The sequence below is a fragment of the Geodermatophilus sp. FMUSA9-8 genome, from assembly GCF_037034165.1.
Classification (GTDB): Bacteria; Actinomycetota; Actinomycetes; order Mycobacteriales; family Geodermatophilaceae; genus Geodermatophilus; species Geodermatophilus nigrescens.
This window is the reverse complement of the sequence record NZ_JBAGKE010000002.1, coordinates 261677-277115: the sequence shown is the minus strand read 5'-3', so window position 1 is coordinate 277115 and position 15439 is coordinate 261677. Positions and strand designations below refer to the sequence as shown.

Below are 15439 nucleotides of genomic sequence, written 5' to 3'. Positions count from 1 at the left end.
ACCACGGGACGCGCCCGAGCTGTATCGGAGTCCCACACCCGCATGACCTCGTTCGACCCCGTCGACGCCTCGCTCGACACCTCGCTCGACACCTCGCTCGTCACCTCGCTCGACACCGAGACCACCCCCGCGCCGGCGCCCGAGCCGGCCGGGCCCTCCTTCGCCGCGCTGGGCCTGCCCCAGCAGCTGGTGACGGCGCTCGAGCGGCGCGACATCCGCGCGCCGTTCGCCATCCAGGCCACCGTCCTGCCCGACGCCCTCGCCGGGCGCGACGTGCTGGGCAAGGCCGCCACCGGCTCCGGCAAGACGCTGGCCTTCGGCCTGCCGATGCTCGCCCGCATGGGCCTCACCGCCCGCCGCGGCCCCCGCGCGCCCCGCGCCCTCGTGCTGGTGCCCACGCGCGAGCTGGCCCAGCAGGTCGCCGACAACCTCGCCCCGCTGGGCCAGGCCATCGGCGCCCAGTTCGTCACCGTCTACGGCGGCGCCCCGATGCACCGCCAGATCACCCAGCTGCGCCGCGGCGTCGACGTCGTCGTCGCCACCCCCGGCCGGCTGCAGGACCTCATCGCCCAGGGCGAGGCCACCCTCGCCGAGGTGGAGGTCAGCGTGGTCGACGAGGCCGACTTCATGTCCGACCTCGGCTTCCTGCCGGTCGTGCAGGAGCTGCTCGACCAGACCCGCCCCGACGCCCAGCGGCTGCTGTTCTCGGCCACGCTGGACGGCGAGGTCGACACCCTGGTCCGCCGGTACCTCAAGGACCCGGCCCGGCACGAGGTCAAGCGCCCCGGCGACGACGCCCCGCCGGCCGAGCACCTGGCCTACAGCCTCGCGTTCCGCGACAAGGTGCCCGTGACGCAGGAGCTGGCCGCCCGCCCGGGCCGCACCATCGTCTTCGCGCGGACCCAGCTCGGCGTCGACCGGCTGACCGAGAACCTCAAGGCCGTCGGCATCAAGGCGGAGGCGATCCACGGCGGGCTGCCGCAGTCGGCGCGCCGCCGCGCGCTGGAGGCGTTCACCGACGCCCGCAGCCCGGTGCTGGTCGCCACCGACGTCGCCGCGCGCGGCATCCACGTCGACGACGTGTCGCTGGTGCTGCACTACGACCCGCCGGCCGACCACAAGACCTACCTGCACCGCTCGGGCCGCACCGCCCGCGCCGGTGCCGCCGGTGTCGTGGTCTCGCTGCTGCTGCCCGACCAGGTGGGGCAGGCCAAGCGCCGGTTCCGGCAGGCGAAGGTCGACCCGCGCGTCGACCGCATCCGGCCGGGCGACGCCCCGATCGCCGAGCTCGTCGCCAGCGGCGTGCCGGTGGAGCCGGTCGAGCGTCCGGCGCGGGAGTCCCGTCGTCCGCACGGCGGCCCCGGCGGCCGGCGTCCGCGGCGCGACGGCGAGCGTCCCCGCCGCTCGTACGGCGAGGGAGACCGCGGCCGCCGCGACGGCGACCGGCCCCGCCGGCCCGCCGGTGAGGGCGACCGTCCCCGCCGCTCGTTCGGCGAGGGCGAGCGCCCGCGCCGTCCGTACGGCGAGCGCGACCGGTCCCGCGGGCCGGGGGAGCGCGGCGGTCGTCCCGACCGTCCGGCGCCCGCCCGCGACTGACGCACGCAGCGGCCGGTCCCCGTCCCGGGGGCCGGCCGCTGTGCTGTCCGGAGCCGGGTCGTGCTCTGCCCACGGGTGTGGGCAGAGCACGAGCGTCCCGACGAGCCGCCTCGTGCTCTGCCCACGGAGACGGGGCAGAGCACGACCGCTCCGGGGAGAACTGTCGTGCTCCGGGTCCGGGCCGGACCCGGAGCGCGGGTGTCAGCGGCGGAAGACCAGCGCCCCGCCGACCTCGGTGACGACCTCGTCCCACGCGGTCCGCAGCGCCGCGGCGTCCTCCGCCCGCAGCGGCGTGCCCGGTTCGCGCTCGCCGATCGCCACCGCCCGGCCGAGCGGCGTCCCCGGGGCCATCAGCTCCTCGACCCGGGACAGCCCGGCGTACTCCGCGACGTCGCGCACGCCCTCCACCGGCTGCGCCAGCGTGCCGTGGTCGACCAGCCCGGCCGCGCCGCCGGCGACCTCGGCCAGCACCTCGGAGAGCTCGGTCAGGTCGTAGCGGTCCTGCTCGGCCGGTAGCGGGAGGGTGTCGGTGTCGGCGACCTCCGGCCACGAGGCGATCTCGGTGAGGTCGTGGTCCTCGTCGCCGGCGATGAACCGGGCGAGCTGGGCCGGGGTGTCGAAGAGCCAGATCTCGCCGTCGCGGCCGAGGAAGCGGGCGACGTCGTCGACGTAGCAGCGCAGCGTCACGCCGGCGCCGTCGGGGACCACCAGCTCGACCGGCAGGATCCCCACCGCCTCCCAGAACTCCGCGGCCGCGGCGACGGCGGCCGGGGTGGCGGTGATCCGGCTGCCGCCGCGGATGGTGCTCGTCCCGGCGGTCGCCGCCTCCCCGGGGGCGGCCGCGGTGGACCCGGCGGCCGGGCGGTTGCCGCTGCCGTCGGAGCCGAGCGCGACCGTGCGCTCCGCCGGGGCGTCGTCCTCGTCGTCGTCGTCCCCGCCCAGGTCGTCGTCGAGGTCCTCGTCGTCGGCCGTGGGGTAGGCGTCGACCGTGGTGGTGCCGGAGCCGGTCCAGTCCAGGTGGCCGGACAGCTCCTCGATCACGTCCTCCCACAGCTCGTCGAGCGCCCCGCCGACACCGACCCAGGCGTCCTCGCCGGAGCGGCCCACGAAGGCGTCGACGCCCAGGCCGAGCGAGCCGATCTCCGGGCGGGCGACCAGCTCGGCCAGCGCCGGGAACTCGGTCTCCTCGTTCTCGAGGTCCTCGTCGTCGTCGGCGTCCCCGTCGGTGCGGGCACGCGGGGCGTCCTCGTCGTCGGCGCCGGCGGTGTCCAGGCACTCGGCCAGCCGGCTGACGATGTCGATGGTGGCCGCCAGCTCCTCGACCGCCCACCGGTCGGGGTTCTCCGCGGCGGTGTCGTAGACGCCGTCGAGGTCGTAGCGGTGGTCGTCATCGGGGGTCAGGTCCTCGGCACCCAGCCCGGTGACGACCGGCCAGACCGGGTGGTCGGCGAGGTCGTGGTCGGTGCGCGTGCGGCAGAACGCGGCGAGCGCCGACGGGGTGGGGAACAGGTGCACCGTGGCGGTCTCGCCCTCGGACGTGCCGAGGAACGCCTGCCACTCCTCGCCGTCCTCCTCCCACGGCGGCGCCCACAGCGTGTAACCGGTTCGGTCGTCGACGGTGAGCGCGATGGGGACGATGCTGGGCCTGGCCACGGAGCCCATCCTGCCGGGTCCGACCGGGAGCCCGCTGCGCGTGGTCGCGGCCGGACCTCCCGGCTCAGTCCCGGAAGCCCTCCATCGTCGCCACCCGGGCGAAGACCTCTCGGGTGTCGGGCTTCTCGAGCGTCGGGTCGAGCTCGAGGTACACCGCCATCACGTTCTGCGCGATGCGCCCGGACTCCGCCCACTCGCCGAACCGGCCCAGCGCGATGTCGTGCATCGCCTCCACCGGGTCCATCCCGGCCTCGAACCGCTTCGTCGCCTCCTCCTCGACGAACAGGAGGTACTCGCGGACCTGCCGGATGCCGGCGCCGTCGGTGACCGGTCCGTGCCCGGGGACGACGTGGGCCGGCTCCAGGGCGAGCATGGTGTCGCAGGCCCGGACCCAGTTGCGCAGCGGGCCGGCCCAGATGATCGGCGTCCCGCCGATGAACAGCAGGTCGCCGGTGAAGAGCACCCCGGCGGAGGGCACCCACGCGACGCTGTCACCGGCCGTGTGCGCCGGCCCGAGCTCCAGCAGCTGCACCTCGACGCCGCCGACGTCGAGGTCGCGCCGCCCACTGAAGGTGTCGGTGGGGCGGAGCGGGTCGCAGTCGGTCCAGTCGAACGGCGCGAAGATCTCGCGCGCGAACCGGCCCGGCCCGCCCGGGGAGTCGCGCAGGCCCATGATCAGCTCGGGCCCGGAGTGCTGCATCTCCTCCGCGGTGGCCGCCGAGGTGAGGATGCGGGCGTCCGGGAAGAGCTGGTTGCCGAACCAGTGGTCGCCGTTGGAGTGGCTGTTCACCACCGTCCGGATCGGCGCGGAGCCGGTCAGCCCGGCCATCCCGTCGAGCATGGCGCGCGTCATCGGGACGTCGAAGAGGGTGTCGAACAGCAGCGACTCCCCGTCGCCGACGACCAGGCCGGCGTTGCTCCAGCCCCAGCTCCCGTCGGGCTCCAGCCAGGCGTGGCACCCGCCGCCGAGGTCGTGCAGGCCGCGGCTGTACTCGAGGTCGGCCACGGCTCAGAACCCGGTCCGCAGGAGGTGCACGGCGGGGCCGGGCACGACCTCGTTCTCGATCTCGCCGATCCCCTCGACGCGCATGCGCACGCGGTCGCCGGGCTTGAGCCAGCCGCGGAAGCCGTCGCCGGCGTCGCCACCGCTGAGGGAGAAGTGCTCGAACAGGCACCCGGTCGGGACCGTGCCGGAGCCGAGGACGTCGCCGGGCCGCAGCGTGGTGCCGCGCGAGGCGTAGGCGGCGATCTCGCCCCACGACCAGTCCATCTGGTCCATCGACCCGCCGCCGACCTCCTCGTCGTTGACCCACACCCGCATGTCCAGGTCGAAGGAGTTGCCGCTGGCGTGCGGCGCGAGCTCGTCGGCGGTGACGAAGACCGGGCCCAGCGTCGTCGAGCTGTCCTTGCCCTTCGCCGGGCCGAGGCCCAGGCGCATCTCCCGGGCCTGCAGGTCGCGCGCGCTCCAGTCGTTGAAGATCGTGTAGCCGGCGATGTGGTCGGCGGCGGTCGCCGGGTCGAGGTCGGACCCGGCCCGCCCGACCACGGCGGCCACCTCCAGCTCGAAGTCGAAGCGCTCGCAGCCCGGCGGGACCGGCACGGGGTCGTGCGGCCCGATCACCGCGACCGGGTTGGTGAAGTAGAACGCCGGGATCTGCTCCCACTCCGGGTCCAGCTGCGCGGACGCGCCGAGCCCGGCCCGGCAGTTGCGCATGTGCTGCAGGAAGCACAGGAAGTCGCGCATCGCGGGCGGCTGCAGCGGCGCCCGCAGCGTCGCCCCGGCGAACGGGCGGACGTCGTCGGGGTCCGACGTCGCGCGATCGCCGGCCTCGCGCAGCCGGGTCCCGTCGTCGCCGAGCAGGTCGAGCAGCGTCGTCCCCGGCGGCAGGCCGTGGACCCGGTCGTCGAGCAGCAGGCCGACGCGGTCGGTCCCGTCGGCGTCGTAGGTCACCCATCTCATGGCTGTGCCTCCTGGTGGCCGGGCTCAGGCCGGCGGTCGGCCGTGAGCAGGAACTTGCGGATCTTGCCGACGGAGGTCCGGGGGAGCTCCGGGACGACGTGGACCTCGTGCGGTCTCTTGGCGGGGGAGAGGTGCTCGGCGCACCAGGCCAGCACCGACGCGGCCAGGTCGGCCGCGGCCGGGCCCGCCGGCACCACGTGGGCCACGGGGACCTCGGTGCGCAGCGGGTCGGGCCGGCCGGTGACGGCGACCTCGAAGACGCCGGGGTGGCGGGCGATGACCTGCTCGATCTCGACGGCCGACACGTTCTCGCCGGCGACCTTGAGCTGCTCGCTGCCGCGACCGGCGAACGACCAGGTGCCGTCGGGTCCGACCGCGGCCCGGTCGCCGGTGCGGAACCACACCTCGCCGTCGGGCCCGGTGCCGGCCAACACGGCCTGCAGGGCGTGCGGGTCGTCGAGGTAGCCGGTGAACACGGTGCGGCCCGGGACGCCGCCCACCTGGATCTCGCCGTGCGCGGGCGGGACGAGCGGGGTGCCCGTGGCCAGGTCGCCGAGGCGGACGGCGCAGCCGGGGGTGACGCCGCCGAGCCCGGCGGGGCCCGCCCCTCCCACGGGCTGGCTCAGCACCGCCGGGCCGGTCTCGGTCATGCCGTAGAGCTGCCGCGGCGCGCAGCCGACCAGCCGGGACACCGCCGCGTACTCGTCGGCGGTCAGGTCCTGGGCGAACCACATGTGCTCCAGCGGGCGCCGCAGCGGGCGGTCGCCGCCGCGGGCCAGGACCATCCGCAGCGGCGCGGCGAACAGCGACGCGTGCGTGGCCCCGAGGCGCTCGAGCTGGGCCAGGTACCGGGTGGCGGAGAACGCGGGCACCAGCGCGACGGAGGCGCCGACGGCGACGGCGGCGGCGAAGCAGTAGTACTGGGCGTTGGCGTGGAAGAGGGGGAGCGCGACGAGGAAGCGCGACCCGGGACCGAGGCCCGCGGCCTCCGCCATGACTCGTCCGGTGTGCGCGTAGACGCCCTGGCTGACGACGACGCCCTTCGGGGCCGACGTGGTGCCGGACGTGAACAGGACGCTCAGGTCGTCCCCCGCGGCGGGCGCGGCCGCCGCCGCGCCGTCCAGGGAGCCGCCGGCCGCCAGCCCGCCGACGGTCGCGTCGGGCCCGGTCGGCACCACCAGGGTGGTGTCGCCGGCCGGGACCTGCGGGGCCTGGTCGGGGCCGCAGACGACCAGCCGGGGGCGCAACCGCGCGTGCTGGTGGGCGATCTCCGGGGCACGGGCGCGCGGGTCGCTGCTGCTGAAGGTCGCGCCGAGCACCGCGCAGGCGAGCCAGACGGCGACGAACGCGACGCAGTTCGGCAGCACCAGCAGCACCCGGTCGCCGCGGCCCACCCCACGGGCGGCGAGCCCCGCCGCCGTGCGCGCGACCAGCGCGTCGAACTCCGCGTAGGTCCAGGTGGTGGCACGGCCGTCCTCGTCCTCGAACATCAGGAACGGCCGGCCGGCGTGCTCGCGCACGGCCCCGGCCCACAGGGCGGCGAAGGTCGGCCGGCTGGGGTCTGGGCGCTCCACGATGCGGACTCCCCACGGGAAGGGCCGGGCGGCGAGGGCGGGAGGGGGCTCAGGTGAGAAGGGTCTTGCCACAACAATCAATTGAATATAAACATGGCCTGGATCACACCTGTCAAGGGAGACGAGATGCGCATCCGGATGCTCGCCGTGGTGGTGGCGGCCGCCCTCGTGACCGCCTGTGGCTCGGACGGGGGGTCGACGGCCGGCAGCGGCGGCGACTCGGGGTCCTCGGCCGGTCCGGCCGACGAGAACGCGGTCCTCCGCTTCTCGTTCGGGACCCCGGCGGGGAGCAACTACGACCCCGCGACCACGACCAACCAGTTCGTGAACGTGTACCTGTACCCGGTGTACGACCGGCTGGTCGACGTCACGCCCGACGGCGAGCTGCAGCCGATGCTGGCGGAGTCCTGGGAGTTCACCGACGGCGACCGGACGCTGCGCCTGACCCTGCGCGAGGGCGTCGTCTTCCACGACGGCACGCCGTTCGACGCCGAGGCGGTCAAGGCCAACATCGACCGCGCGAAGAGCCTGCCGAACTCCTCGCTCAAGGCCGACCTCGCCGCGGTCACCGAGGCCGTCGTCGTCGACCCGCGCACCGTCGACCTGCGTCTCGGCGCCCCCGCCGGCTCGCTGCCGGCCCTGCTCGCCGACCGCGCCGGGATGATGGTCAGCCCCGCTGCCTTCGCCAATCCCGACCTCGACCTCCGCCCGGTGGGCACCGGCCCGTACCGCGTCACCGAGCACCAGCCCGGCGTCACCATCCGCTACGAGCGCACCGAGGACTACTGGGCCCCCGACGTGCAGACCCTCGGCGGGCTCGAGATCCAGATGCAGCTCGACCCCGAGGTGCGGCTGCGGGCGGTGAGCGGCGGCCAGGCCGACGCGACGCAGCTCAACCCCGACCAGGTGGAGGCGGCCGAGGGCCCCGGCGTCACCGTGGAGTCCGAGGCGTCGCTGGGCTCGTTCACCCTCTTCCTCAACAAGAGCGGGCCGGCGCTGTCCGACCAGCGGGTGCGCGAGGCCATCAGCCTGGCCATCGACCGGCAGGGCATCAGCGACGCGCTGCAGGCCGGCCGCTGCACGCCCAGCGCGCAGCTGTTCCCCGAGGACTACTGGGCGCACAACCCCGACGTCGAGGCCCCGGAGTACGACCCCGAGCGGGCGCGGGAGCTGCTGGCCGAGGCCGGCCAGGAGGACCTGTCCCTCGACGCCGTCGTGATCAACGTGCCGTTCTACACGGCGCAGCTGGAGGCCATCCAGGCGCAGCTGTCCGAGGTCGGCATCGACCTGACCGTCACCTCGCTGGAGCCCACCGAGCTGCTGTCGCGCTTCGTCGGCGGCGAGGCCGACATGTACTTCAGCAACTGGCCCGGCGCGACCGACCCCGCCAAGACCGTCGCCACGCTGCTGTCGGCGCAGGGCACGCTCAACCCCGGCGGCTACACCAACCCCGACATCGACCGGCTGGCGCTCGAGGGCCTGTCCGCGACGACGCAGGAGGACCGGGCGCCGGCCTACCAGGAGCTCTCGGCGGTGATGGCCGAGGACGCCACGCAGATCGTCGTCTGCAACGCGACCAACACCTTCGTCCACACCGAGCAGGTGTCGGGTCTCGAGTCGACGCTGACCGGCCTGTTCGACTTCCGCGGGGTGACGGTCAGCGCATGATCCGCATGGTGGCGAGGAGGCTCCTCGCGCTCGTCCCGCTGGTCTTCCTCGTGACCCTGGTGGTGTGGGGGCTCATCCTCATCATCCCGGGCGACCAGGCCCTGGCGATCGCGGGTGACTCCGCGACGCCGGAGCAGGTCGAGGCCATCCGCGAGGACCTCGGGCTCGACGACCCGATCCCGGTGCGGTACGGGCGCTGGCTGGCCGCGGCGGTGCAGGGGGACCTGGGCACCTCCCTCTACACCAGCTACTCGGTCACCGACGCCCTGGCCGACCGGCTGCCGGTCACCCTGTCCCTGGTGTTCGTGGCCTTCCTGCTGGCCTCGGTCGTCGGCACGGCGATCGGCGTCCTGGCCGCCAACCGCCGGGGCCGGCTGGCCGACCGGGTCCTCACCGTCACGACGTCGGTGGGGCTCGCGGTGCCGAACTTCTGGCTCGGCCTGCTGCTGGTCACCTTCTTCGCGCTGAAGCTCGAGTGGTTCCCCTCGGGGGGCTACGTCCCGTTCTCCGAGGACCCGGTCGGCTGGCTGCGCAGCATCACCCTGCCGGCCGTCACGCTGGCGACGGCGGTGGCCGCGGAGCTGGCGCGGCAGATGCGGGCGAGCATGTCCGACGTCCTGGAGCGGGACTTCATCCGCACCCACCGGGCCAAGGGCCTGCGGCCGGGGACGATCATGCGGCGCTACGCCCTCAAGAACGCCGCCATGCCGGTCATCACGGTGGCCGGGCTGCAGGTCGCCCGCCTGTTCGGCCTGGCCACCGTCGTCGAGATCATCTTCAACCTCAACGGCGTCGGCTCGCTGGCGGTCGACGCGGTCTTCGACCGGGACATCCCGGTGATCCAGGGCTGCGTCCTGCTGATCACCGTGATCGTCCTCCTCGTCAACCTGGTCGTGGACGTGAGCTACGGCCTGGTCAACCCGAAGGTGCGCACCGCGTGACCACCATCCGCCGTCCGGCCGCGCCCGGTGCCGGTGCCGGTGCCGGTGAGCAGCCGCTCACCGACCGGCCGGAGTCCCCGCGCCAGCGCTTCGTGCGCCGGTTCCGCCGCGAGCGGCCCGCCGTCGTCGCGCTCGTCGTCGTGCTGCTCGTCGCCCTCGCGGCGCTGCTCGCCCCGCTCCTGGCCACCCACGACCCCGACACCCAGGTGCTCACCGACCGGCTGCAGGCGCCCAACGGGGAGCACTGGTTCGGCACCGACGACCTCGGCCGCGACGTGTACTCCCGGATGCTCTACGCCGGCCGCATCTCGCTGCTCGCGGCCGTCCAGGCCACCGCGATCGGGATCCTGCTCGGCGTCCCGATCGGGTTGGCCGCCGGCTACCTGCGCGGCTGGGTCGACGTCGTGTTCAGCCGGTTCGCCGACGCGATCATGAGCATCCCCGCGCTGCTGCTGGCGCTGGCGATCGTCGGCTTCCTCGAGCCCGACCTCACCAGCGCGATGATCGCGATCGGCGTCGTCTACGCGCCGCAGTTCTTCCGGCTCACCCGGGCCAGCACGCTCGCCGTCCGCGAGGAGACGTTCATCGAGGCGGCGCGCAGCGTCGGCGGGTCGTCCCGGTCGATCATCACCGGCCACGTGCTGCCCAACGCGCTCTCGCCGCTGGTCGTGCAGATCTCGCTGGCGATGGGCTTCGCGATCCTGTTCGAGGCGAGCATCAGCTTCCTCGGCCTGGGCGTGCAGCCGCCGGACTCCTCGTGGGGCTCGATGCTCGGCCGCTCCACGCGCTTCTTCGAGCAGAGCCCGCACCTGGTGCTCATCCCCGGCCTGGCGATCCTCGTGACCGTCCTCGCCTTCAACGTCATCGGCGACGGCGTCCGGGACTCCCTCGGGCGCGAGGTCAGGAGGCCCACCCAGTGACCGACGTGCTGCTGGAGGTGGAGGGTCTCGCCGTCGAGTTCGCGACGGCGCAGGGCTGGGCGCGCGTCGTCGACGACGTGTCGTTCACCATCGGGCGGGGGGAGACCCTCGGCCTGCTCGGCGAGTCGGGCTGCGGCAAGTCGGTGACCTCGCTGGCGGTCATGGGGCTGCTGCCGCCGCGGTCCTCGCGGATCGCCGCCGGCTCCATCCGGCTCGACGGGCGCGAGCTGCGTGGCCTGTCGGAGTCGCGGCTCAGCGACGTCCGCGGCAACGCGGTGTCGATGATCTTCCAGGAGCCGATGACCAGCCTCGACCCGGCGTTCCGCGTCGGCGAGCAGATCGCCGCGGTGCTGCGCCGGCACCGCGGCCTGTCCCGCGGCGCGGCCCGGAGGCGGGCCGTGGAGCTGCTCGAGCTGGTGGGCATCCCCGACGCCCCGAAGCGGGTGGAGGACTACCCGCACACGTTCTCCGGCGGCATGCGCCAGCGGGTGATGATCGCCATCGCGCTGGCCTGCGAGCCGGACCTGCTGATCGCCGACGAGCCGACGACGGCGCTCGACGTCACCGTGCAGAAGCAGATCCTCGAACTGCTCGCCGGCCTGCAGGAGCGCCTCGGCATGGGCGTCCTGTTCGTCACCCACGACATGGGCGTCATCTCCCAGATCAGCGACCGCGTCGTCGTCATGTACGCCGGCCAGGTCGTGGAGCAGGCGCCCACCGAGGAGCTCTTCTGGCGGCCGCAGCACCCCTACACCGAGGGGCTGCTGGCGTGCCTGCCGGCCGAGCACGGCCGCGAGCGGCTGCGGGGCATCCCCGGCCTGGTGCCCGGCCCGCTCGACCTCCCCGGCGGCTGCCGGTTCCACCCCCGGTGTCCGCACGCCCGCGAGGGCCTGTGCGACGTCACCCCGCCCGCCCTGGACGAGGTGCTGTCCGGGCACCGCGCCCGCTGCCTGCTGGCGCGCGACATCGAGCTGCAGGGGATCGCCTGATGCCGGAGACGCTGCAGACGCCTCCCACGACGGCGCCGGCCCCGCCGCTGCTCGTCGTCCGCGAGCTGACGAAGACCTTCGTCACCCGCCGCGACCTGCTCGGCCGGCCCCGGGAGCGGCTGACCGCCGTCGACGCGGTGTCCTTCGAGCTGGAGGCCGGGCGCACGCTCGGCCTGGTCGGCGAGTCCGGCTCCGGCAAGAGCACCACCGGCCGGCTCGTCGCCCGGCTCATCGACCCCGACTCCGGCACGGTGCACCTCGGCGGGCAGGACGTGACGGCCGCCGACCGGGCCGGCCTGCGCGGGCTGCGACGCGACGTGCAGATGGTCTTCCAGGACCCGTACTCGTCACTGGACCCGTCCTGGATCGTCGCCGACATCATCACCGAGCCGCTCAAGTACGCCGGCGGCCTCGGCCGGCGGGACCGGCACCGCCGGGCCGCCGAGCTGCTCGACCAGGTGGGCCTCGACCGGCGGGCGGCCATGCGCTACCCGTACGAGTTCTCCGGCGGGCAGCGCCAGCGGCTGGCCATCGCCCGCGCGCTGGCCCTCGGCCCGCGGCTGATCATCTGCGACGAGGCGGTGTCGGCCCTCGACGTGTCCACCCAGGCCTCGATCATCACGCTGCTGGAGGACCTGCAGCGCGAGCTCGGGGTCAGCTACCTGTTCATCTCCCACGACCTGGCCGTCGTCCGCCACGTCAGCCACCGCGTCGCCGTCATGCGCCGCGGGGCCGTCGTGGAGACCGGCGACGCCGACCGGGTGTGGTCCGCCCCGCAGGAGGACTACACCCGCGCACTGCTCGACGCGGTCCCGAGAGTCGCGAGGCGGGTGTGAACGATGTCACGAACGGTGAGGGCGCAGTCTGGTGTCCGTGAACGACGTACCACTGACACGGATCGACTGGGTCGAGGCCCAGATCAGGCAGGCCATCCTCGACGGCGAACTGGCCCCCGGCGAGCGCCTGATCACGGCGGCCCTCTCCGAGCGCTTCGCGGTCAGCCCGACGCCGCTGCGGGAGGCCCTGCAGCGGCTGGCGGGGGAGGGTCTGGTCGAGTTCGCGGCGCAGCGGGGCGCGCGGGTGACCCCGCTGTCGGCCCGGGACCGTGGCGAGCTGGCCGAGCTGCGGACCCTGCTGGAGCCGGAGACGGCGGCCCAGGCGGCGCAGCACGGCGGCCCCGAGTGGCGGGCGCTGGTCGAGTCGGCCTCCGCCCGGCTGCTGGCGACCCTCGACCAGGACGACGCCACGGCGGTGGCCCGAGAGCTCGCGTACCGCGCCTTCTACGAGGCGGTGGCCAGCGCCTGCCCCTCGGCGCGGCTGCGCACCATGTCCCGGGTCGTCCGGGACCAGTCCGCGCGCTACCGGCTCGCGGTGGGCGAGGGGCTGGACCGGGAGGAGTCGGCGGCGCTGCACCGGTCGCTGGTCGAGGCACTGCTCACCGGGCGGGTCCCCGACGTGCGGACGGCCATCGAGAAGGAGCTCGCGATCTCCGAGTCGGTCGCCCTGGGCGCGGAGCAGGAGGCGGTGCCGGCGGGGGGCGGGGGGTGACGCCCGCGGGCCGGTCGGGGTCGCTGGGCGACCGGCTCACCTGGCAGGCCGGCGTCGACCCGCGGCGGCCGTTCCTCGTGCGGGTCGGGCCGGGCGGGCAGCAGACCGTCCTGTCCTACCGCGACGTGCTGCTGGAGTCCCGGGCGATGGCGCGGCTGCTCACCCAGGCCGGCGTCGGTCCCGGCGACCGGGTGCACGCCCAGCTGGGCAACGTCCCGGAGCTGCTGGTCTGCCTGTTCGCCGCGGCCCACCTCGGGGCGGTCCTCGTGCCGACCCACCCGTCCTCGACCGTCGACGACGTCGCCTACGTGCTCTCCCACGCCGGGTGCCGGGTCAGCGTGACCGCGATCGACCGGGTGGCCGTGGTCGCCGCGGCCGCCGAGATGGTCCCGGAGGTGGGCCTGGTGGTCACCGTCGGCGGCGCGGCCGACGGCGCCGTCTGCTGGGAGGCCGCGCGCGCCGGCTTCGCCGAGGGCGACCTCCCCGACGTGCCCACCGGCCCGGGCGACCTGCTCGCCGTCCTCTACACCTCCGGCAGCAGCGGCTGGCCCAAGGGCGTCATGCTCACCCACGGCAACCTGCTGTTCGCCGGCGAGGCGGTCGCCCAGCTGACCCGGCTGCGCGCCGACGACCGGTGGCTGGTCACGCTGCCGCTCTCGCACGCCAACGCGCTGCTCTACTCCGTCATGTCGGCGTTCGTCACCGGTGCCTCCGCGGCGCTGGTGCCGACCTTCGACCCGGCCCGCTGGGCCGAGCAGACCCGGGACGTCTCGGCGACGGTCGCGAGCCTGTTCGCCGTCCACGCGCGGGCCGTCCTCGGCGCGACCCCCGGCGGTGTCGACCGGACCGGCCTGCGGCTCACCCTGTTCGCCCAGCACCTCACCGAGCGCGAGCGCAGCGCGTTCGAGGAGCGGTTCACCACCCGGCTGGTGCAGGTCTACGGGCTGACCGAGACGCTCGCGCCGACGCTGTCGGACCCCGTGCACGGGCCGGCGGTGCCGGGCACCGTCGGCCGCCCGACGCCGTGGGTGCGCACCCGCCTGGTGGACGACGACGGCGCCGAGGTGGCGCCGGGCGAGGCGGGGGAGCTGCTCGTCCACGGCGTCCCCGGGCACTCGCTGATGGCCGGCTACCTCGGCCGCGAGGAGGACACCCGGCGGATCCTGCGCGACGGCTGGTTCGCCACCGGCGACCACCTGCGCGCCCTGCCCGACGGGTCGCTGGAGTTCCTCGGCCGCGCGGAGGACGTGCTCAAGCCCGGCGTGGACAACGTCTCGGCGGCCGAGGTCGAGCGCGTCCTGCTGGAGCACGTCTCGGTGCGCGACGCGGCGGTCGTCGGCGTCAGCACGCCCGAACGCGAGGAGCACATCGTCGGCTACGTCGTCCTGCGCCCCGAGGACGACGCCACCGAGGCCGAGGTGCTGGCCTGGGCCCGCGACCGGCTCGCCGTGCACAAGGTCCCCGAGCGGGTCGTGGCCGTGCCGGCCCTCCCGCGCAACGCGGTGGGCAAGGTGCTCAAGCGCCAGCTGGGCGACCTCACCTCGCTCGCATCCCCTGTGCCCCCTGCCCGCTGAGGGGGACGGCCGGGTCCCCGGCCCTGACCGGCGCGACGACGCGCCCTGACCGGAGAGGCACCAGATGAGCTCGTCGCACGGCGACCACGACCTCCCACCGTCGCGGCTGGAGGAGGTGAACGACGGCGTCTTCGCCTACATCCAGCCCGACGGCAGCTGGTGGATCAACAACACCGGCCTGCTGGTCGGCGACCAGGGCGCGGTCAGCATCGACACCTGCGCCACCGAGAAGCGCACCCGCGACTTCCTCGACGCCGTCCGCACCGTCACCGACCGCCCGGTGCGCACGCTGGTCAACACCCACCACCACGGCGACCACACGCACGGCAACTACCTGCTCGGCACCGCCACGATCGTCGGGCACGAGCTGACCCGCGAGGCCGTCATCGAGACCGGGGTGCCCGGGCCGGAGGGGCCGCTGCCGTTCTGGACGCACTTCGACACCGGCGCCCTGGAGCTCGCGCCGCCGTTCCTCACCTACACCGAGGGCGTCACCCTCTGGTCGGGGGACCTGCGCTGCGAGGTCCGCTACGTCGGCACGCCCGCGCACACCACGAACGACTCGATCGTCTGGATCCCCGAGCGCTCCACGCTCTTCGCCGGCGACCTGCTGTTCAACGGCGGTACCCCGTTCCTGCTGATGGGGTCGCTGTCGGGGTCGCTCGAGGTGCTGGAGAAGGTCATCGCGCCGCTGGAGGCCACGACGGTCGTGCCCGGGCACGGGCCGGTCACCGACGGCTCGCTGGTCGCCGACATCCTGGGCTACCTGCGCTTCCTCGAGCGGACGGCGCGGGAGGGCCGCGACGCCGGGCTGTCGCCGCTGGACGCGGCCCGGCAGGCCGACCTCGGCGAGTACGCGGAGTGGTCCGACAGCGAGCGGATCGTGGGCAACCTGCACCGTGCCTACGCGGAGCTCGACGGCGGGGAGCGGGGCGTGCCGATCGACCTGATGGCGGCCCTCGGCGACATGGTCACCTACAACGGCGGCCGGCCGCTGACCTGCCTGGCCTGACCGG

13 protein-coding genes are annotated in these 15439 nt (G+C 74.7%); 9 read left to right on the top strand and 4 right to left on the bottom strand.

Annotated elements, in window-relative coordinates; genetic code table 11:
- Nucleotides 1–42 precede the first annotated feature (42 nt).
- The gene (locus WA616_RS05505) at nt 43–1596 is read left to right on the top strand and encodes a DEAD/DEAH box helicase (protein ID WP_336028029.1); all 1554 of its coding nucleotides are present in this window, start codon (nt 43–45) and stop codon (nt 1594–1596) included.
- A gap of 201 nt (nt 1597–1797) precedes the next feature.
- Here WA616_RS05505 and WA616_RS05500 read toward each other — a convergent pair whose 3' ends face one another.
- The 4 genes from WA616_RS05500 to WA616_RS05485 all read right to left on the bottom strand — a co-directional run bounded on the left by WA616_RS05500 (nt 1798) and on the right by WA616_RS05485 (nt 6783).
- Entirely contained in the window at nt 1798–3249 is a 1452-nt protein-coding gene (locus WA616_RS05500) for a hypothetical protein (RefSeq protein WP_336028027.1), read from the bottom strand.
- A 64-nt stretch (nt 3250–3313) separates the two neighbouring features.
- Nucleotides 3314–4255: an MBL fold metallo-hydrolase gene (locus WA616_RS05495; protein ID WP_336028025.1), complete on the bottom strand. Its 942-nt coding sequence runs from the start codon at nt 4253–4255 to the stop codon at nt 3314–3316.
- A 3-nt stretch (nt 4256–4258) separates the two neighbouring features.
- Nucleotides 4259–5209 carry a fumarylacetoacetate hydrolase family protein gene (locus WA616_RS05490; RefSeq protein WP_336028024.1) on the bottom strand — a complete coding sequence of 317 codons (951 nt, stop codon included), beginning with the start codon at nt 5207–5209 and terminating at the stop codon, nt 4259–4261.
- A complete protein-coding gene (locus tag WA616_RS05485) occupies nt 5206–6783 on the bottom strand; it encodes a class I adenylate-forming enzyme family protein (RefSeq protein ID WP_336028021.1) in 1578 nt (525 codons plus the stop codon). Before WA616_RS05485 ends, WA616_RS05490 begins: the two co-directional genes overlap by 4 nt.
- Before the next feature lie 126 nt (nt 6784–6909).
- Here WA616_RS05485 and WA616_RS05480 point away from each other — a divergent pair, with 126 nt between their 5' ends.
- From WA616_RS05480 to WA616_RS05445, 8 genes are all read left to right on the top strand, one after another.
- Nucleotides 6910–8451: an ABC transporter substrate-binding protein gene (locus WA616_RS05480; RefSeq protein WP_336028020.1), complete on the top strand. Its 1542-nt coding sequence runs from the start codon at nt 6910–6912 to the stop codon at nt 8449–8451.
- On the top strand, nt 8448–9392 hold the full coding sequence (locus WA616_RS05475; RefSeq protein WP_336028018.1) for an ABC transporter permease: 945 nt from the start codon (nt 8448–8450) through the stop codon (nt 9390–9392). Before WA616_RS05480 ends, WA616_RS05475 begins: the two co-directional genes overlap by 4 nt.
- A complete protein-coding gene (locus tag WA616_RS05470) occupies nt 9389–10312 on the top strand; it encodes an ABC transporter permease (RefSeq protein ID WP_336028016.1) in 924 nt (307 codons plus the stop codon). The genes WA616_RS05475 and WA616_RS05470 overlap by 4 nt, the downstream gene beginning before the upstream one ends.
- On the top strand, nt 10309–11301 hold the full coding sequence (locus WA616_RS05465; protein WP_336028015.1) for an ABC transporter ATP-binding protein: 993 nt from the start codon (nt 10309–10311) through the stop codon (nt 11299–11301). Before WA616_RS05470 ends, WA616_RS05465 begins: the two co-directional genes overlap by 4 nt.
- Nucleotides 11301–12137, top strand: a complete 837-nt coding sequence (locus WA616_RS05460) for an ATP-binding cassette domain-containing protein (RefSeq protein ID WP_336028013.1) — start codon at nt 11301–11303, stop codon at nt 12135–12137. Before WA616_RS05465 ends, WA616_RS05460 begins: the two co-directional genes overlap by 1 nt.
- A 37-nt stretch (nt 12138–12174) precedes the next feature.
- Nucleotides 12175–12849: a GntR family transcriptional regulator gene (locus WA616_RS05455; RefSeq protein ID WP_336028012.1), complete on the top strand. Its 675-nt coding sequence runs from the start codon at nt 12175–12177 to the stop codon at nt 12847–12849.
- Entirely contained in the window at nt 12846–14423 is a 1578-nt protein-coding gene (locus tag WA616_RS05450; RefSeq protein ID WP_336028010.1) for a class I adenylate-forming enzyme family protein, read from the top strand. Before WA616_RS05455 ends, WA616_RS05450 begins: the two co-directional genes overlap by 4 nt.
- 64 nt (nt 14424–14487) lie before the next feature.
- Complete coding sequence (locus tag WA616_RS05445) at nt 14488–15435, top strand: MBL fold metallo-hydrolase (protein WP_336028008.1); 948 nt, start codon at nt 14488–14490, stop codon at nt 15433–15435.
- Nucleotides 15436–15439: the final 4 nt, after the last annotated feature.